Origin of the sequence: Nitrospina sp. P1_D6, assembly GCF_052156615.1 — a bacterium.
GTDB lineage: Bacteria > Nitrospinota > Nitrospinia > Nitrospinales > Nitrospinaceae > Nitrospina.
Genome location: NZ_JBQKUN010000004.1, coordinates 115,969 through 134,691 on the forward strand (window position 1 = coordinate 115,969; position 18,723 = coordinate 134,691).

Below are 18,723 nucleotides of genomic sequence, written 5' to 3' on the forward strand. Positions count from 1 at the left end.
TATTTATTCTTACGTTTCCTTCGCCAGCACACTGTGACCGATGAGCGGGGAGAAATGCTCCGGCCAGGGCGCGGTGAGTTCCATCGCCCGGTCCGGTCCGTTGAAAACCAGCCGATACGCGTGCAGGCCGTACTCGTACGAGCCCTCGATTTTTTTGCCGTACACCCCGTCATTCAGAATCGGCAGGCCCACACTCGCCAGGTGAACGCGGATCTGGTTGGTGCGCCCGGTGTGGGGCACCGCACGGATCAGCGACACGCCTTCCTTCACCGCCAGGCATTCGAACACCGTGACCGCAGCCTTGGGGTTCCGGATGTCCGGTCCCACGCCGCGGGCCGAGCCCACCACCTTGCCCACCGGCAGGTCCACCACGAAACGCGGCGACTTCGGCTCCCCCGCCACCAGCGCCAGGTATTCCTTGTGCACACGGTTTTGGGTGAACTCCTGAGACAGTTTATACGCCGCTCCGCGCGTTTTGGCAAACAGCACGAGCCCGGTGGTGGTGGCGTCCAGCCGTTGCACCGGGCGCGGCACTTCGTCGGGATACCGTTGGCGCAACAGCTCGGTCATGCTGTTCTGAAAATAACGGCCGCTGGGATGTACGGGCAGCGGCGCCCCCTTGTTGAACGCGCGCAGATGCGCGTCTTCATAAACCACTTCCAGCTTGCGGTCGGCGGGCGGTTCCGTACGCACGCCCATGTTGGTGACGATGTAGTCGTGTTCCTTGAGCCGCGTGCCCAGTGCCACCGGCAGGCCGTTGACCGTGATGCGGCCTTTCACGATGCGCCGCTCCCATTCCTCACGCCCGAAGTACGGAAAGCGGTCGCAGAAATACGCTTCGATGGTGTAACCGATGTAGCGGCCCGGCAGGTGGCAGGCGTAGATCTGCTCCTGTGGCGGCGGCGTGTGCAGGCGGTTCATCGGGTTTCGAGTTTTGGGAGCGGAGGGAGACAGGGAGGGCATGGGCGGTCCCTCAGTTCATGCGCGGGTCCACCGGCGCTCTCAGCAGGTATTCATATTCCTTGCCGAGCGACTTCACCACCCGGCCCCATATGTTGCTTTCGGGGTCACCGAAAATATGGTCGTTTTTCGCGTCGCAGGTCAACCAGCTGCGGTGTTCCATTTCCCCGGCCAGCTGGCCGCTTCCCCAGCCGGAGTAACCGATGTAGAAGCGCAGGTTCTCCGCCGGGTTTTCCAGTTGACGGTACACCTTCTCCAGCGGTTCCCAGCTCATGCCGAGGTGGATGTTGTCGCAGATGGGATCGAGCCCCTCCAGTGGAAGTTCCGAACGCACCAGGTAAAACACCTGCGACTGCGCCACCGGGCCGCCGACGAACACTTCGTTGTCGTAGCCGGTCAGAAATTCCGCTTTCTGGAACAGTTCAGAAGCCATGAGCCCCGCCTTGCGGTTGACCACCAGGCCGAACGAGCCTTCCTCATTGTGATCGCACAACAGGACCACCGTGCGGGAGAAATTGGGGTCGCCCAGTACCGGGTTGGCGATCAGGAAGGTGCCCTTGCCGTAAGCGTCTTCGGACATGAATTCACCTGAACGGGAATGAGCGTTCGGTTACAGGTTTACGGACTGGCACTTGCGGAACAACGGCCCATTACGCGCGGCCTCGCGCCCTTCGATGGTGGTGAAGTTGTTGTCCATGGCAATGGACACCAGGCTCGGCAGTTTGGTGGAATTGGCCAGCGCGATCAGGCCCACATCGCCGATCTCGTTCTGCGCGAGATCCAGTTCCTCCAGCCGTTCCAGCTCGTTTTCCTCCGCCAGCACTTTTGCGCCCTCGTCGCGCAGGTAGTTGCGGTAGAGGTTGAGCGTCCTCAGCTTCTGGAACACTTTCGATTTGACGATGGCGCGGATGCCGTTGGCGCCGAGCTCGTTGCCGCCGAACTCGACCCAGTTGACCTTGGAAAACGCCTCGCACTCGGAAACGAAATGCGCGCCCGCATCTCCGATCTTGTTGCCACCCAGGTTGAGGCGCTTGATCTTGACGATGCGCGGGTCCTCGGCGATCACCTTGATGCCGTTGACGCCGACGCAACAGCCGAACAGGTTGAGTTCCCGGCCATCCTCGCTCAACTTGTCGCTCACCACCTTGTTCATGGCGTCGATCAGTTTCTGGCCGGTGTAGTTGCACGGTTCCGCCGTGTCGTAAATGCGGTATCCACTTAGTGAAGGCATGTTCCCTCGACCTGAAAATTCATCATTTCAAACTATAAACCTTGATTTAAGACCCCAATGCCTATACATTGGACGGAAACGATCCCGAATCCACAAAGCCTTTAAAATTGTCGGTTTAGTACCTCGACAGGCTATTATAATGTTGACAGAAAATCAATATTATTTACAATTCGCTGTTTTACCGGGAGTCCCTCAATGAAGCTTGATTTTGACAAGATGGGCGGTCTTGTGCCCGCCATCATTCAGGATGCCAAATCCGGCAAAGTTCTGATGCTCGCCTACATGAACCAGATTGCCTGGGAGAAAACGCTGGAAACCGGCAACGCCTGGTTCTACAGCCGCTCCCGCGACAAACAGTGGATGAAGGGCGAAGAAAGCGGAAACGTGCAGAAGGTGAAGGAAGTGTTCATCGACTGCGACGACGACACCGTCCTTTTGAAGGTGGAGCAGGTCGGCGAGGCCGCCTGCCACAAGGGTTACCAGAGCTGTTTCTTCCGCAAGCTGAACGGCGAGCTGACCACTGTCGAGGAAAAAGTCTTCGACCCCGACAAAGTTTATAAAAAGTAAGAACCGCAACCTTATCAACCACAGGAAAGTGAATGAGTGGAAACGTATTGAAACTGGGAATCCCCAAGGGCAGTCTGCAGGACGCCACCGCCGCCCTATTTGAAAAAGCCGGGTGGAAAATCAAATTCAGCAGCCGTTCCTACTACCCCACCATCGATGACGATGAAATCGAGTGCCTGCTGATCCGCGCGCAGGAAATCGCGCGCTACGTCGCTGACGGCGTGCTGGACGCGGGCCTGACGGGCAAGGACTGGGTGCAGGAAAACCGCGTCGAGGTCGAGGAGATCGCCGACCTCGTGTACTCGAAAACATCGGACCGGCCGGTGCGCTGGGTGATCGCCGTGCCCAACGATTCTCCCATCAACAATGTCAAGGACCTGCAGGGCAAACGCATCGCCACCGAAGCGGTCAACATGACCGTCGATTACCTGAAACAGCACGGCGTCACCGCCTCGGTCGAGTTTTCCTGGGGCGCGACGGAAGTCAAACCGCCGAAACTCGCCGACGCCATCGTTGAAATCACCGAGACCGGCAGTTCGCTCCGCGCCAACAACCTGCGCATCATCGACACCATCATGGAGTCGAACACCAAGTTCATCATGAACAAGAATTCCTTCAAGGACGAATGGAAGCGCACCAAGGTGGAGCGCATCGTGCTGATGCTGAAAGGCGCGATGGCCGCCAACCGCAAGGTCGGCATCATGATGAACGTGCCGCGCAAATCGATGGAGGCGATCATGAAAATCCTGCCTCCCAACACCAAGCCGACCATCTCCAGCCTGACCGACGACGCCTGGGCCGACCTGATGGTCATCCTGGAAGAAAAACTGGTGCGCGAGATCGTGCCGGATCTCAAAAAGGCGGGGGCGGAAGACATCGTCGAGTTCCCGCTCAACAAAATCATCCACTGAACCGGAAATCCATTGGCCAGGGACGAAGAACGACAGGAAGCGGATTCCGAATCCACGGAATCCCGGTCCCAACCGCCGGAGGTGCCTGAGGGCCAGGCGGACTCTCCGCCCGTGGAACCCGCGGGTGAAAACGAAGTTGCCAACACAACCGCCTCCGACAGCGAAAAACCGGAAAGCGAAGATCCTTTCACCGATTCCGGTGACGCGCCTGAAGGGGAATCCTCCAAGGCGGAATCCCAAGACACTCCTTCGGGGGAAGAAACCAAACCCGAGGACACTCCTCCCCAAAAAGCCAAATCCAAAGGCACGGGCAAGATCTGGTTCGTGCTCCTGCTGATCCTCGCCGCGGGCGGGTATTTCGGATGGAAGGGATTCCTCATGCTTCGCGGCCACCAGGGATCGCTCGCCTCCCTCAACCAGCAGTCCAACCAACTGGGACAAGACATCCAGAAACTTCGGGAGCTGGTCAATCAACTGCCCCAGAAAAACGCGGCGCAATTGGAACAGTTGATCGCCCGGTTTGAGGAGACGCAAGCGCGCATCGAGGATACACAATCGCGGATCGACGAAAACAACGAAGCCCAGCGCGCCGCTCTGGAGGCGTTGCAAAGGGAAGTCGATCAGCTGAAAGAGGGCGTGCGCATCGGCACCATCCAACTGCAATCCACGGAAGAAGTGCCCGGTGCGGAAGGAGAACTGGAACCGGTGGCGGGGGAAGTGGTGAAGCCACCGCAAGAGGAGCCTGCGGAAGAAACGCCTGCCGGGGAAACGGAGGAAGCTTCCGCGGAAGAGCCGGTCGCGGATGAAGAGACGCCGGTGGAAAAACCGGGCGAAGCGGCCGCTGAAGAAACCACCCCCGTAGAAACGGAAGAAACAGCGGAAGAGACCGCCCTGAAGGAAACCGAAACCGGTTCCGGAGAACCCACGGATCAGGTCACGCCCGGTGCGCCGGAAATGACGGAAACCGAAGAAGAGCTGTCGCAGGAAGAAAGCACCGAATCTTCGGCTGAGGAAACTTCGGTCGAAGAAACCGCCCCGGAAATGGAAGAAGAACCGGTCGCGGAAGAGACCACCATGCAGGAACCGGAGCCCCAACCGGAACCGACGCCTTCCGTCGAGACCTCCGAAGCGCCGCCGCAACCGGAAGTCTCCCAGCAACCCGAACCGACGCAGCCGCCGGAAACGCCGCGCGGTCCCAAGCGCAGTGAAGAAGCGCAGAGTTATATTGATTTCGTGGAAGACTCCGCCGCCAAAGCATGGGGGTGGGTCCAGGAAGGTTCGAAAAAATTGTGGGATTCCATCAAAGAAAAGTTCTGATCCGGCAGACCCCCGTTCCCCGAATAGACTATCCCGCTTAAACCGAAGCCCACTCCAATTCAGGACGCACGTTCAAGATCTTTTTCTGGAAACACAGATCGCGGAACAGGGTGAGTCCCGCCACTTCTTTCTCACCCAGCGTGTATAGAATCTTGTTCTCCAGGTAATCCCGCACCACGCTTTCATCGAGTCCGGTTCTCTCCACCTGATCCGCCACGATCGCATCCATCGCGATACGGCCTTGCGCCGGGGCATCGGCGATGGCCTTGAGCCTTTCGGGTGTGAGGATCACTTCGCGCCGCACCGCCACCACCGCATGCACGAAGGCGCGTCCGGTCTGCTCCCACCAGCGCTGGCTGAGGTCGATCACCGTCCATCCTTCGTTGTTGGCGCGGGCGGAGAATCCCTGGTCGCCGATCACCAGGGCCGCGTCGCAGGTGCGCATCATGTGCTCCAGGTCCGGGTGCGTGCGCGAGTACTGCACCTCCGGCGGGAACACATCCTCAAACAGAATGCGAAGCAGCGTTGCCGACGTGCGCGACCGTTCATCGAGCGCCACCCTGCGCACCGATTCGATCTCCCCGCGCGTGACCAGAAGCACCGTGTCCACCGCACCCCGCGAGGCGATGCAGGCGCCGGGAACGAGGCGGTATTGGTCGGTGTGACTGAGGTACTCGATCGACGGAATCATGGCGAGATCGAGTTCTCCGGCATGCAGGCGGTCCGCCAGGCGGGCGGGCACGTCTTTGACGATCTCGAAGCCCACTTCCCGTGCGGTGCCTTCCAGCGGCACGAGGAGCGGTTGCGCGTTCAGGAAATCGTGGAACCCGAATTTCAAAGGTGAGGACATGGCTTAGAGGGAAACGGCGGCAAAAAGAAACCAGGCAGGGTAAAAGGAACCATGGGAGAAGGTTCCCACCGGTTCCCAAAACAATCCATTGCCTCCGGCCGCAGTCCGCCGGGTAGGACGCGAAGGCAATAGAACGTATTTGGAACGCGCTCTCAGATCATCGTTCGCCCACATGGTATTAGCCATCTGCTTTCGGACGCAGTCCGAAAAAAAACCGGGATGGGCGAACCCATCCCGGTTTGAAGTCGATCAAAGTATAACGCCTCAGATGAACAGCGGCGCGAGTACCAGCGAGACGATGGACATCAACTTGATGAGGATGTTCATCGCCGGGCCCGAGGTGTCTTTCAGCGGGTCGCCGACGGTGTCGCCGACCACGGTGGCCTTGTGCGCATCGGAACCCTTGCCGCCCAGGTTGCCGCTTTCCACGTACTTCTTGGCGTTGTCCCAGGCACCGCCGCTGTTGGCCATGAACAGGGCCAGCATGACGCCGGTCAGGGTGGCGCCAACCAGCATGCCGCCCAAAGCCTCGGCACCGAGAATGGTACCGATCAGGATGGGCATGACGATGGCGACCACACCGGGTGCGATCATTTCCTTCAGCGCCGCCTTGGTGCTGATGTCGATGCAGCGGGCGTTGTCCGGCTTGCCGGTGCCTTCCATCAGGCCCGGAATCTCGCGGAACTGACGGCGGATTTCCTCGACCATGGTGAATGCGCCGCGGCCGACCGAGGTCATGGTCATCGCCGCTACGAGGAACGGAATGGCGCCGCCGACGAGCACGCCGATGACAACCGTGGTGTCCGTGATATTGATGGTTTGCAGTCCCGCGGCCTGCGTGTAGGCCGTGAACAGGGCCAGCGCTGTCAGGGCCGCCGAACCGATGGCGAAGCCTTTGCCGATGGCCGCCGTGGTGTTGCCCAGGGCATCGAGGCCATCGGTGATTTTGCGGGTTTCCTCACCCAGCCCGGCCATCTCCGAAATGCCGCCCGCATTGTCCGCAACCGGACCGTACGCGTCCACCGACATGGTGATGCCGACCGTGGCCAGCATGCCGACCGCGGCGAGGGCCACGCCGTACAGGCCCGCCGCGCTGGCGGAAACGAAAATGGCGAGAGCGATGGTCAGGATCGGGGCGACGCAGCTTTCCATACCGATGGCGAGGCCGGTGATCATGACGGTGGCGACACCGGTCGAACTGGATTCCGCGATCTTCACCACCGGTTTGCCCGCCGTGTAGTATTCGGTGATCAACCCGATCGCCACACCGGCCAGACAGCCGAAGGCCAGCGCGACAAACACGCCGGTGGGCAGGCCCATGACCTTGATGACGATGAGAGAGACCAAAAGCATCGCGCCGGCGCTGACGAACGTCGAGTAACGCAACACGTCCGCCGGGTCGAGGCTGGTCATGGCGCGGATGGAGCGGATGCCGATGATGGACGCGATCAGGCCCACCATGGCGACGATGACCGGCAACGCCATGTATTCGAAGCGCATGACCGACATGCTGGTGGCGATGGCAATGGTGGCGATCATGGAACTGACATAGGATTCGAAAATGTCGGAACCGAGACCCGCGACGTCGCCCACGTTGTCGCCCACGTTGTCGGCGATGACGCCGGGGTTGCGCGGATCGTCTTCGGGAATGCCGGCTTCCACCTTACCGACGAGGTCGGAACCGACGTCGGCGATCTTGGTGTAGATGCCGCCGCCGACGCGGGCGAACAGGGCGATCGAGCTGGCGCCCATGGCGAAACCGCTGATCACGCTGACGGCTTCGCCGCGCGCGAACAGGGCAAACAGGCCGCCCACACCGAGCAGACCGAGGCTCGCCACACACAGGCCCATGACCGCGCCGCCGTTGAAAGCGATGTCGAGCGCTTTGGCCTGGCCGGACTCATTGGCCGCCGCAGCCGTACGCACGTTGGCGGTAGTGGCCGCATTCATGCCGAAGTAACCCGCGGCCATGGAACACGCCGCGCCGATGAGATAGGCGATTGCCGTTCCGATGCCGATCCAGAAACCCTTCTGGGAACCGATGACGAAGGTCAGGACAATGAACACCGCGCCCACAAAATACGCGAGGATTTTGTATTCGCGGCCCAGGAATACCATCGCCCCCTCGTGAATCGATTCGGCGATTTCGACCATTTTGTCATTGCCTTCCGGCTGGTCGTCCACATACTCGTAGGTGCGAAGCGCAACCCACAGGCCGAAGATGCCGAACACAAATCCGAGATAAGCAAAATTGTACGACGCATCAAACGCCGCGAACACGATATAGAGCAGAAGGGACAGGCCGACAAAGATAACCTCCCCTTTATATTCCTGAATCATTCCGTATTTTCCTCCGTCGTTTGATTGGCTTGCGTTTCGATTTCCGTGAGAATCGCTTCCACTCTTTCCACCGCTTCTTCAATCATGTGGTTGAGTGGCTCCATTTCCCCCTCAGAAAACGGAGAGAGGACGTAATCCACGATTTCATGTTTGTTATCGGGTCGGCCGATGCCCACCCGGATGCGGCCGAAGCGGTCGGTCGCCAACCGCTCAATGCAGGACAGAACGCCTTTTTGTCCGGCATCGCCACCCTGAAACTTGCGTTTGATTTTGCCCAGCACCAGGTCGATGTCGTCGTGAACAACGACCATGCGTTCCGGGGGGATGTTCCAGGCATTGAGGAGCGCCTGTGCGGCACGGCCGCTTTCGTTCATGTAGGTCATGGGTTTGGCGATGACCACCTGACGCCCCTCGATCTTTCCCTGTCCGTACAGGGAACGGTGCTTGTGCTGGTTGAGTGGAATGCGGTGCTTCTCCGCCAGGTTGTCCACCACCATGAACCCCACGTTGTGCCGCGTCAGTTCGTACTGCGGCCCGGGGTTGCCCAACCCAAGAATCAGATACACAACGTCTCAGGAATGTGACGAAGTCACGAGTCGGATTTACCGCCTTCACCCTCATCGGCGGCCTTTTCACCTGCTTCGGCCTCTTCACCCACCAGGGCTTCCTCGCCTTCCGGAGCCTCAACCTCTTCCTTGACCTCGTGGATGGAGACCACCGCTTCTTCCGGGTCGTCAATCACCTCGATGCCCGCAGGCAGGGGGAGGTCGGACACATGCACGACCTGGTCCATTTCCACTTTGGTCATGTCCACCTTGATGTCGTGCGGAATGTCGCCCGGCAGACAGCGGATGTGCAACTCGTCCAGCGACTGCTCAACGATGCCGCCCAGTTTTTCCGCAGGCGATTTGCCGTCGAGCAGGATCGGAACGACGGTTTTGATTTTCTCCGTCATGTCCACTTCGTAGAAGTCCACGTGTTCCCAGCCCTCGCGGATGGGGTGGCTCTGGTGGTCCTTCACGATCACCGTGCGCTTCGGCACGGAGTCGGACTCCACGGACAGGTTGATGAGCGTGTTGATGCCGTATGCTTCGATCAGCTTGCGCAGGTCCTTGTGGTTGACGGTGATCGAGACCGGATCCTCCTGACCGTAAATGATGCCGGGCAGAAAGCCTTCCGCACGCAAACGGCGATTGGCGGCACTGCCGCGTTGTTCCCTGATGGTGCCTTTCAGATCTTTTGACATGACTACAAATTATCCTCCGCATCGAACAGCGAACTGATCGATGACTCACTGTGAATCCGCAAAATGGCCTCACCCAGCAGGGAGGCAACGGACAGAATCTTGATTTTGTCGATCGATTTCAAATCATCCCGCAACGGAATCGTGTTGGTGGCGATGACGGACTTGATGGGCGATTCACGGATGCGGTCCCCGGCCGGCCCGGAAAGAACGGCATGGGTGCAGCAGGCGTGCACTTCCGCCGCACCCGCTTCCAGCAACGCGTTGGTCGCCTCCATCAACGTGCCCGCGGTGTCGATCATGTCGTCCACGATGATGGCGACCTTGCCGCGGACATCGCCAATGATGTGCATGGCTTTGGCCACGTTGATCCCGTCCCGGCGCTTGTCGATGATGGCCAGAGAAGAACCGAGGCGCTTGGCATACGCCCGCGCCCGTTCCACACCGCCCGCATCCGGGGAAATCACGACAATATTGGGCAATTTAAGGCTTTTAATGTAACTGATAAGGACATTGACTGCAAATAAATGATCGACGGGAATGTTGAAAAATCCCTGAATCTGCCCGGCATGGAGATCGATGGTCAGCACCCGGTCGCAGCCGGCGATGTGCACGAGATCGGCAACGAGCTTCGAGGTGATCGGCACGCGGGGCTCGCATTTGCGGTCCTGGCGGGCGTAACCGTAGTAGGGGATGACCGCGGTGATCCGCTTTGCAGAGGAGCGGTTGAGCGCATCGATCATGATGAGCAACTCCATCAGGTTGGTGTTGCCCGGCGAGCAGGTGGGCTGGATGACAAACACGTCGCCGCCCCGGACGTTTTCCTCGATGCGAACATAGATTTCGCCATCGGAAAAATCCTTGATCACGGTCCTGCCCAACTCGATATTCATGTACTGGCAGATCTCGTGCGCCAGATCCGTGTTGGCCCGGCCGGAGAACACCCGCACTCTTCCGTTATCACTCATGCCTGTATCGGTCCCTGTCCTTGGAAACAGTGGTGGCTGGGGCGGGAGGATTCGAACCTCCGAATGCAGGATCCAAAATCCTGTGTCTTAGACCACTTGACGACGCCCCAAAAATTCGTTCAACCTGAAATCTGGTTTTCGCGCTCCTCTTCCCTCACGCAAAAAGCTGTGTGCACCCCGCCGAAACAGTCCGGCTCCCCGCATTCGCCTTGGTTGTCCGGTGAAATTTAAATTATGACAATATGGGCAGGAGATATTGAGCCCGGGTTCGACTGGGGCTTCCCGCAGGTTGGCGTTCGGTCCTCTGCCTGTCAGGGATAATCGAGCATCTCTTCAGGCAGGAACTCCGCGAACCGGGAAACCGTCTCGGTCACAAAGACGTCCCAATCGGTTGCCTGAAGACGGGCAAAGGCCTGCTCAGCCTGCTCCCGGCGGGTGAAAACGCCGAACACGGCGGAACCGCTGCCGGAGAGGAGCACCCCCTCCGCATCGAGCGCACTCAACGCGTCCCGGGCCTGCTTGACGACCGGAAACCGTTCTAAAACATAGGGTTCCAAGTCATTGTGGAGATGGGCGGCCAGACCGGCGACATCCGATCGAGAAAAAAATTTTTGCAAAATACTAATCGTTTTCGGGGGGGTTGTCAATTCTAAATTCAGGCCGCGATAGACCTCTCCGGTGGGCACCAGCAGGCGCGGAAAAATAATGACAATGTGCATTTTTTCAGAGGGTTCCAAAGGCTCGAGCACCTCCCCCCGGCCGCGCCCGACGGCTTGCGGCGCAGACAGGAAAAACGGAATATCTGAGCCCAAACGGGCAGCAAATTCATGGAGCGCGGACCGGTCCAGTTTGAGGTCCCACAGCCGGTTGAGAGCCCACAACACGTACGCCGCGTTGCCACTGCCGCCGCCCAGCCCGGCGCCGGCTGGGATGTGTTTTTTCAAATGGATACGGCACCCGCGCCCTGCTGCGGCAGGAACCGAGTCGCGCAACATCTCCGCCGCCCGCACCACCAGGTTGCTGCCGTCGGTGGGAATGCCGGGGGCGTCGCAATTGAGTGAAACGCCGCCATCCTGCAATTCCAGTTCGATGTGGTCGTACAGGCTCACCATCTGAAACAGGGTTTCGAGTTCGTGGAAGCCGTCGTCGCGCTTGCCCAGAACGAACAGGCCGAGGTTGATCTTTGCGGGTGTGCGGAATTTCAGTTTCATGGAGCGTTTTCGGGTCAGGGTGCGGCGCGGCCGGGGAACAATTCGAACACGTCATCGGAGATGACCGGGTTCACCTGCGGGTTGCGGTAACTCAATATCACTTCATCGTTTTCCTGGTGGCGCTGGACCGTGACCCGGTGCGGGAAGTACACGGCCCCGATCCATTTCGCCTCCGTCCACGCCACGGAATACAACGCTTCCCCGTTCCTGAACCGTGACATGCCAACGGGATGCAGCGTGTCGGCGTCGATCTCGATCTCAGTGCGTTCTTTGCGGACGGGGTCTTCGGCATCCATCACGTAGAGGTTGTCTGCGTGCGCGGTGATACGTTCCACCTTCAATCGGTCGTAACGCGGCACCTTTCCCAGAAAGACGCTGATGAATTCCGCGAAATCGAACGACGTACCGAACAGGTCGGCCATCATGTACCACGCTTCGGCGCCGGTATGCACGACATTTTTCTGCGGGTCGTAGATCTGGATGTTGCCGGGTTTGAAGATGAACACGCCCAGGGGCTGGCCGAAATTGCTCAGCGTGTCCAGGCGAATGGACTGGTCGTTCCTCGCCACCACGGTCTGGCGGAGCACGTGATCCACCAGCCGCGTGCGGATGCGCGTAGTGACAAAGGAACGAACGCTGTACACGCTGTCGTGATGGCGTTCGAGCGCCTGGAGGATGGTTTCATCGGAAACGGCCTTGACCGGCTGCGGCTCGGGCGTGGGGGGCGTGGTCTGGCAGGCGGCCAGCGCCAGCAAAGCGAGACCGAAAAAACAACTGCGCACGGAATGGAAGACTGTCATGGAGTGAACCGGAATTCGTTGCCACCCGGCCGGGGTCAGCGTGTCCCCAACATCTCGTCGGCTTTGCGGATTTTTTCCTCAAGCTGGTCGAGGTCCGGAACTTCGCCGCCGGGAGCGCTCCCCTTTTGCCGGGTGAGGACAAGGCTGGTCTTCCACGCCTTGCGGGCTTCACCGATGTTTTTCAGCGAAAAGTGGATATCGCCCAGGTGGTCATATAAAACCGGGTCCGGCTCGGTATAAATGAGCGCCTTTTTGATGTGGGTGAGGGCTTTTTCCGGCTCGCCTTTCTTGTAATAAATCCAGCCCAGACTGTCGAGGAAATACCCGTTGCGTGGCTGGATGCTGAGCGCCTGCTCCAGGTGGTACAGGGCGCGGTCGAGCTTGATGTTGCGCGACGCGTACATGTAGCCGATGAAGTTATGCGCGTTGGAGTGGTTCGGGTTGATCTCCAGCGCCTTGGTCATGTTGGCGATGGCGTCCTCATACCGACCCATCCGTTCCAGCAAAGCTCCCTTTTCAAAATAATAGGCATCGTGCGTCTTGTTGAGCGCAATGGCGCGGTCGATCGCCTTCAACGCTTCCTTGTTGCGGTTGAGCGACATGTAAGCCAAAGTCAGCGCATGGTACAAACGGTGGTTGTGCGGATCCAGTTCCACCGCGCGGTCAAGCAGGTTCACCGACTGCGGCATGTTTGCATTGAGCCCGTACAACCGGGCCAGTTTGAGCAGGACTTCCACCGAATCCGCAATACCGGCATGACGGCGGTAGGCCTCGATTTCCTGGATTGCCTTGTCCGGGCGGCCCAGCACTTCGTAAATGCGGGCGATGGTGAAGCGCACTTCCCTGTCCTCGCCTTTCGCCAGCACCAGGCGGAATTCATCGACCGCTTCCAGGTACATGACCTGCTGATAAAAGATGGCGCCGATCATGCGATGGATGTCCGGCTCCGGCAGTTCCATCTCAGCCAGGGTCACATTGCCGGAAAGCGTTTCGGAAACCGGGTCCCACGCCTGGTTGAGAACATCGTAGCGGTCCGCCACGTGCAGGTTGGACGGATCCAGTTTTTTGAGAATGCGGTACTGGGTGATGGCTTCCTGGTATTTTTCCCGCTGTTCCAGTGCCAGCGCCAGGGCCTGCCGAGCCTCGAACATGCTGGGCCGGAGCGAAACCGACTTTTTCAGCTTGTCCTCGGCGTCTTCGTAATCCTTCGTATCCAGAAGCGTGCGGCCGTAGTAAAAAAATCCCAGCGTGTTGGCGGGGTCGACCACCGACACCTTGTGGAACCAGTCACGCGCCTCGTCAAACCGGTTCAACCGCCGAAGCGCGGCACCGGCCATCAAAAACGCACGCGGGCTTTTGGGATCGAGTTCGGTAACTTTTTTGTAATGCTCGAGGGCTTCCTGATAACGGCCGCGGCTGGCAAGGATGTCGCCCAGGATGGTGTGCATGCGGGTGTTATCGGGGAATTTGCGCAGGCCGCGCTGTCCCAGCTGCAGGGCCTCTTCCAGTTTCCCGATCCGCTGGTAGAGCACCATCATGTGAGTGAGAAACGGTTCGTGCTCGGCTTCAAATTCCACCACCTTCGAATAGTGGTCGGCGGCGCGGTCGAAATCGCCTTCCCGCTCATACTTGAGGTCCATCATGAAGTGGTAGTACGCGCGCGGGTCACGAAAGCGGCCGGGGTTCTGTTCGTTGAGCTTGCTGATGTGACGAACCGCGTAGCTGTCTTCAAAATCCGGGGTGCCCTCCTCCATCTGGATATCGATACCCGGCACGGTGTCGGCAATGGTTGCGCAGTTGGACAACCCGGCCACGGCCACCAACGCCAGCGCCACGAAACGGAACTTGTGCGCCAGCCGGCTGAGGGTTTCCTTGAGAGCCTGATCCGCAATGCGGTCCAGCGAACCCGCGTCTACAGGCAAAGCGGGATTGGGGTGCGGCAACTTTGTGTTTCGCATACGTTTGGGTTTCCTTTTAGCGGACGACGGCTGGGTCTCCGGCTGGATATCGTAATGAATGCGGGTGAAACGGGAGGTCCGGAGGGACCGGTTCAACCCTTCCAGAATCCGCGTGTCCAGCGCCTTCAACGGGGCCAGCCATTCGCGACCCTCCACCTGGACGAACAGCGTTTTTTCCGTGACCCGGGTGATGGTTGTGTGGCAGGCCAGCTTTTCACCGACCAGGATCTCCCAGGCGAAACCGATGCGCTCGGTCACGTCTTCATCGCTTTGCTCCGGGATGGCCGTCAGCACGTCGGGAAGAACGTTGCGAATCGACGTCCAACGCTGCGTGCGGCCGGACCCGTCTTTCATGATCAACACTCCTGATTCCATCTATTCATCCATTTTAATGGGAGCGGAACCCTTTTGAAACCATTTATTGTGCGAAGTCCCGCGCACGCAGGTGAATCGCCTGCGAAATGGCTTCTAAATCGATGGATTCGGAATTGGGAAGGTTTGCCGGATTCGAGTGCCGGTTCACTTCTCGGCGCAGTCGATGCAGCGGGTGCTGGTGGGATCGAACTCCAGCCGGCGCAGGTCGATTTCCTCTCCGCACACGAAGCAGTCGCCGAAGCGTCCGGAATCCATACGGCGAAGCGCGCCTTCAATTTTCACCAGCATCTGCTGGTTGCGCCGCGCCGCTTCCTGCGCCATCTGCTGGTCCTGCATGGCGTCCATGCGCGACAGGCGGCCCAGCCGGGCCTGGTCGAGCTCGACCGGTTTGGTCGAGGCTTTCGACGCGGCCTCGAGCGCTGTCAACTCTTCCTTCGTGGAAAGCAGCTGGTCGCGCAGTCGCTGGATGTCTTCTTCTTTCATGGGGCTCCCTCCGTTGCGGTGCCGGCAATCGTTTTCGTTTGAACATTGACAGCGTGCTGTCAGGTGTAACGCAATCCGACAGCAAAATCCACTCGCAAACCCCGCCGCCCTGAGGGCACGCCGTACCCCGATATTCGATATTCATTACGCCGGATTCCGATTATAATGCCGGGCAATGTCCTTTTTCTCAGAAGAAGAGCGGCTGGCCGCCACCCGGCGGATGCTGCAACATGTGGGCGACACCCTCAACGCCCGTTTTTCCGTCCGCCTGTGGGAGGGATCGCTGATCCCGCTGGGCCGCGAGGTGGACGAGCGCTTTTTCATCGCCATCAACGGCTCCGGCGTGCTGGGCGGACTTCTGCGGAAACCGACGCTGGAAAACCTGCTTCTCCAGTACGTGAAGGGCCACATCGAAATTCACGGCGACCTGATCGACTTCATCGCCCTCCTGCGCGACCGGCAGATGAAAAAAAACCTGAAGAAGCTCAATAAGTTCTTCCTCCTGCGGCAGGCCCTGCCGCTTGTGTTCGCGCCCGCCGCACACAAAACGGTCCAGCACCGGTACACAGACGATGCCGTCGGCCGCGATGAAGCACGGCGCGACAACAAAAAGTTCATCCAGTTTCATTACGACATCAGCAACGAGTTTTACGCGCTGTTTCTCGATGCCGAGATGCAGTACTCCTGCGGCTACTTCAAGGACGCCGGCAACTCGCTGGACCAGGCGCAGCAGGACAAGCTGGAAATGATCTGCCGCAAACTGCGCCTCCAGCCGGATGAAACCCTGCTCGACATCGGTTGCGGCTGGGGCGGGCTGATCTGCTATGCCGCCCGCCATTTCGGGGTGAAGGCGCACGGCGTGACCCTGTCGCAGAGGCAGTTCGATTTCGCCACGGAAAAAATCAAAAAGCTCGGCCTGGAAGACCGCGTCACCGTCGAACTGCGCGATTACTCGACGCTGGAAGGCACCTACGACAAGGTGGTGAGCGTCGGCATGTTCGAGCACATCGGCATCGCCAACATGCCCACGTACTTCAAAAAAATTCATTCGCTGCTGAAGGACCGCGGCATCCTGTTGAACCACGGCATCTCGCGCCGCGCCAAGGCATCGCGCCGCAAGGCCCGCAGGATCCGGCCCGAACGCCGCCTGTTGTTGAAATACATATTCCCCGGAAGCGAACTCGACAACATCGGCCACACCGCCGACCTGATGGAGATCGCCGGGTTCGAGGTGCGCGACATCGAGGCCTGGCGCGAGCATTACGGGCTGACCACCCAGCACTGGTACCGGCGGCTGGAAGCGCGCCGTGAGGAGGCCATCGGTTTCGTCGGCGTGGAGCGGTTCCGCATGTGGGCGTTGTACCTCGCCGGAGTCTCCACCGGGTTCCGCGACGGCTCGATGCACATCTGCCAGGTGGTGGCGACCAAACGCGGCCCGAAAGGTCCTTCCGGCCTGCCCCTCACCCGCGACGACCTGTACCGGTAACCGCCGCGCCAGGCGCGGAGCGAACAGGGGCTAATGCTTTAAGGGCAAACGATGGTTGGCGCGGGGGCTAGCCGGTCCCCCCTTGTAAAGGGGGTTAGGGGGATTCTTCCTCTTGAATCCTGAGCGAAAGCGAAGGATCTCGATGCTTACTGTGAACTCATTGAAAGGTCATCCTTCACTGCGTTCAGGATGACAGCCTGAAGGAAAAAGCCCCCCAGCCCCCTTCGGAGAAGGGGGTGCCCATCGATTTGCACCCACGGATCATCGTTCCTTTCAGAAACGCACTACCCCCCTTTCTCTCCCCGTATGACGGGGCGTGGCGCGGCACAGGCAACGCCTGAGGCAAGGGGTAGAACTTGAGATTGGGCCCTCAAGACCATCGCTCCGCCCAGAAACGCATTACCCCATTCCCTCCGCGCGTGGCGCGGCGGGCGCAGTTGTGGTTTACTGAAGTCCTTATGCGCACCCGCACCGTCCTCCTCATAACGGGCATCGGCTCCATCCTTCTATACCTCGCATTGTGGCGGCTGTCGCTCGCCTTCAACTGGGGCGAAGGTTACGCCGAGCGGCCCATCCTCGCCTACCTCGCTCTCTACGCCGCGCTGTTCGGTCTCTACGCTTGGGCAGCGTGGAAAATTTCGAAGAACCGTTACGACTGGAACACGTTGTGGCTGATCCTCATCCTGGGCCTGCTGTTTCGCGGCGCCATCCTGCCCGCCAACCCCATCCAGGAAGACGACATTTACCGGTATTTGTGGGACGGCAAGGTGTTCGCCCACGGCATCAACCCGTTCAAGTACTCGCCGAATGAAGTGAGTCGCATGAAGGAATTCATGATCCGCGATCCGGCCAGCTTCGAGGCGACTTACACGCCGGACCAGATCCGCGAACTGACCCGGCTGTATCAGTTGAAATGGGCGAGCGACCGCAGCCTGGTGTACATGGAGCGCATCAACCACCCGGCGGTGCCCACCATCTACCCGCCGATGGCGCAGTACGTGTTCCGCCTGGTGCACACGCTCAAACCCGACAGCATCGCCATGATGCGCCTCGCGTTTTTCGTGTTCGACCTGATGGCTGTCGCCTTCATCGCCTTCACGCTCCGCGCGCTGGGGCAGAACCCGAACCTGTGCCTCGTCTATTACTGGTGCCCGCTGGTCATCAAGGAGACGTTCAACTCGACGCACCTCGACATCATCGGCATCGCGTTTTTGACCGGCGCGATCTATTTCCTCGTGCGCGCGCGCTATTACGCAGCGTACTTCTTTCTCGCGCTCAGCGTGCTGGGCAAGCTGTACCCGGCGATCCTTCTGCCGCTCTACCTCAAGCGCCAGTTTCAAAGTCGGATGGAAAAAGGAAGCTCGCCGTGGAAAGCGTGCGCGCTGGGCGCAGGGCTGTTCGCGGGCGTGGTGGCGGTGGGATACCTGCCGTTTGTGAACATCGGGCGCGACGCGTTTGAGGGTCTCGAGACCTTCACCACCTACTGGCAGAACAACGACAGCCTGTTCGCCTTGGTGCTGTGGTTCTACGGCACGGTATTGGGTTTGTCGTCGGAGTTGCCTGTCGGCTTCTCCTATGACCTGCCGTCATTGCTGGCCAAGATCACCGTGCTCATCATCGTGCTCGCGGTGCTGGCGTACCTGTTTTTCCGCAAAGCGCGGCAGGGGGAGGACGCCGACCGCGCCTGCCTCGGCGATCAGTTCGTCATCATGGGGCTGGTGTTCCTGCTGAGTCCGGTGCAGAACCCGTGGTACCTGATGTGGGTGGTGCCGTACCTGTGCTTCTTTCCGTGGCGGTCGTGGATTCTGCTGACGGGGCTGGTCGGCCTGTACTACCTCGATTTCTATTTCGAGTACCAGGACATGAAGCCCCTCATCCCGTGGATCGTGTGGATCGAATACACGCCGTTCTATTTTGCGTTTGCATATGAGTGGTGGGTGAGGCGGCAAAAACCCCGCCCTATCTGAATTCCTATGTGATATAACCTTATTATTCGGTTTGCCTGATTAGGCGAACCGGCATG

The 18,723-nt window shown here is 59.5% G+C and carries 17 protein-coding genes and 1 tRNA gene; 5 read left to right on the plus strand and 13 right to left on the minus strand.

Features of this window, described 5'->3' with window-relative positions:
• Positions 1-9 precede the first annotated feature (9 nt).
• From ACTRXA_RS08575 to ACTRXA_RS08585, 3 genes are read right to left on the minus strand one after another with little or no spacing between them, the layout of a single operon-like run.
• Complete coding sequence (locus ACTRXA_RS08575) at positions 10-963, minus strand: RluA family pseudouridine synthase (protein WP_442426794.1); 954 nt, start codon at positions 961-963, stop codon at positions 10-12.
• Positions 964-973: 10 nt separating this feature from the next.
• A complete protein-coding gene (locus ACTRXA_RS08580) occupies positions 974-1,540 on the minus strand; it encodes a YqgE/AlgH family protein (protein ID WP_005007401.1) in 567 nt (188 codons plus the stop codon).
• A gap of 30 nt (positions 1,541-1,570) precedes the next feature.
• Positions 1,571-2,191, minus strand: coding sequence for a hypothetical protein (locus ACTRXA_RS08585; protein WP_442426795.1), 621 nt, complete (start codon positions 2,189-2,191; stop codon positions 1,571-1,573).
• A 195-nt stretch (positions 2,192-2,386) separates the two neighbouring features.
• Between ACTRXA_RS08585 and hisI the strand changes: the two genes are divergently transcribed.
• From hisI to ACTRXA_RS08600, 3 genes are read left to right on the plus strand one after another with little or no spacing between them, the layout of a single operon-like run.
• Positions 2,387-2,758 carry a phosphoribosyl-AMP cyclohydrolase gene (hisI, locus tag ACTRXA_RS08590; RefSeq protein WP_005007397.1) on the plus strand — a complete coding sequence of 124 codons (372 nt, stop codon included), beginning with the start codon at positions 2,387-2,389 and terminating at the stop codon, positions 2,756-2,758.
• A 32-nt stretch (positions 2,759-2,790) separates the two neighbouring features.
• Positions 2,791-3,669 carry an ATP phosphoribosyltransferase gene (gene hisG / locus ACTRXA_RS08595; protein ID WP_442426796.1) on the plus strand — a complete coding sequence of 293 codons (879 nt, stop codon included), beginning with the start codon at positions 2,791-2,793 and terminating at the stop codon, positions 3,667-3,669.
• A gap of 12 nt (positions 3,670-3,681) precedes the next feature.
• Positions 3,682-4,986, plus strand: coding sequence for a hypothetical protein (locus ACTRXA_RS08600; RefSeq protein WP_442426797.1), 1,305 nt, complete (start codon positions 3,682-3,684; stop codon positions 4,984-4,986).
• Between the two features lie 37 nt (positions 4,987-5,023).
• On the opposite strand, the gene ACTRXA_RS08605 is transcribed toward ACTRXA_RS08600, so the two are convergent.
• The 10 genes from ACTRXA_RS08605 to ACTRXA_RS08650 form a co-directional block, all read right to left on the minus strand.
• Positions 5,024-5,836: a menaquinone biosynthesis protein gene (locus tag ACTRXA_RS08605; protein WP_442426798.1), complete on the minus strand. Its 813-nt coding sequence runs from the start codon at positions 5,834-5,836 to the stop codon at positions 5,024-5,026.
• Between the two features lie 264 nt (positions 5,837-6,100).
• Positions 6,101-8,176, minus strand: a complete 2,076-nt coding sequence (locus tag ACTRXA_RS08610; protein WP_442426799.1) for a sodium-translocating pyrophosphatase — start codon at positions 8,174-8,176, stop codon at positions 6,101-6,103.
• Entirely contained in the window at positions 8,173-8,742 is a 570-nt protein-coding gene (pth, locus tag ACTRXA_RS08615) for an aminoacyl-tRNA hydrolase (protein WP_442426800.1), read from the minus strand. The genes ACTRXA_RS08610 and pth overlap by 4 nt, the downstream gene beginning before the upstream one ends.
• A 23-nt stretch (positions 8,743-8,765) precedes the next feature.
• Positions 8,766-9,422 carry a 50S ribosomal protein L25 gene (locus ACTRXA_RS08620; RefSeq protein WP_442426801.1) on the minus strand — a complete coding sequence of 219 codons (657 nt, stop codon included), beginning with the start codon at positions 9,420-9,422 and terminating at the stop codon, positions 8,766-8,768.
• A gap of 2 nt (positions 9,423-9,424) precedes the next feature.
• Positions 9,425-10,387, minus strand: a complete 963-nt coding sequence (locus tag ACTRXA_RS08625; protein ID WP_442426802.1) for a ribose-phosphate diphosphokinase — start codon at positions 10,385-10,387, stop codon at positions 9,425-9,427.
• Between the two features lie 33 nt (positions 10,388-10,420).
• Positions 10,421-10,497 (minus strand) — tRNA-Gln (locus ACTRXA_RS08630).
• A 201-nt stretch (positions 10,498-10,698) separates the two neighbouring features.
• Positions 10,699-11,598 carry a 4-(cytidine 5'-diphospho)-2-C-methyl-D-erythritol kinase gene (ispE, locus tag ACTRXA_RS08635; protein WP_442426803.1) on the minus strand — a complete coding sequence of 300 codons (900 nt, stop codon included), beginning with the start codon at positions 11,596-11,598 and terminating at the stop codon, positions 10,699-10,701.
• A 14-nt stretch (positions 11,599-11,612) separates the two neighbouring features.
• Positions 11,613-12,398 carry a DUF4292 domain-containing protein gene (locus ACTRXA_RS08640; RefSeq protein WP_442426804.1) on the minus strand — a complete coding sequence of 262 codons (786 nt, stop codon included), beginning with the start codon at positions 12,396-12,398 and terminating at the stop codon, positions 11,613-11,615.
• Between the two features lie 35 nt (positions 12,399-12,433).
• Positions 12,434-14,710: a DciA family protein gene (locus ACTRXA_RS08645; RefSeq protein ID WP_442426805.1), complete on the minus strand. Its 2,277-nt coding sequence runs from the start codon at positions 14,708-14,710 to the stop codon at positions 12,434-12,436.
• A gap of 165 nt (positions 14,711-14,875) precedes the next feature.
• Positions 14,876-15,214, minus strand: coding sequence for a TraR/DksA family transcriptional regulator (locus ACTRXA_RS08650; protein ID WP_442426806.1), 339 nt, complete (start codon positions 15,212-15,214; stop codon positions 14,876-14,878).
• 175 nt (positions 15,215-15,389) lie between these two features.
• Between ACTRXA_RS08650 and ACTRXA_RS08655 the strand changes: the two genes are divergently transcribed.
• Both ACTRXA_RS08655 and ACTRXA_RS08660 read left to right on the plus strand, forming a co-directional pair.
• Complete coding sequence (locus ACTRXA_RS08655; protein WP_442426807.1) at positions 15,390-16,700, plus strand: class I SAM-dependent methyltransferase; 1,311 nt, start codon at positions 15,390-15,392, stop codon at positions 16,698-16,700.
• A gap of 458 nt (positions 16,701-17,158) precedes the next feature.
• Positions 17,159-18,667, plus strand: a complete 1,509-nt coding sequence (locus ACTRXA_RS08660) for a hypothetical protein (RefSeq protein WP_442426808.1) — start codon at positions 17,159-17,161, stop codon at positions 18,665-18,667.
• Positions 18,668-18,723: the final 56 nt, after the last annotated feature.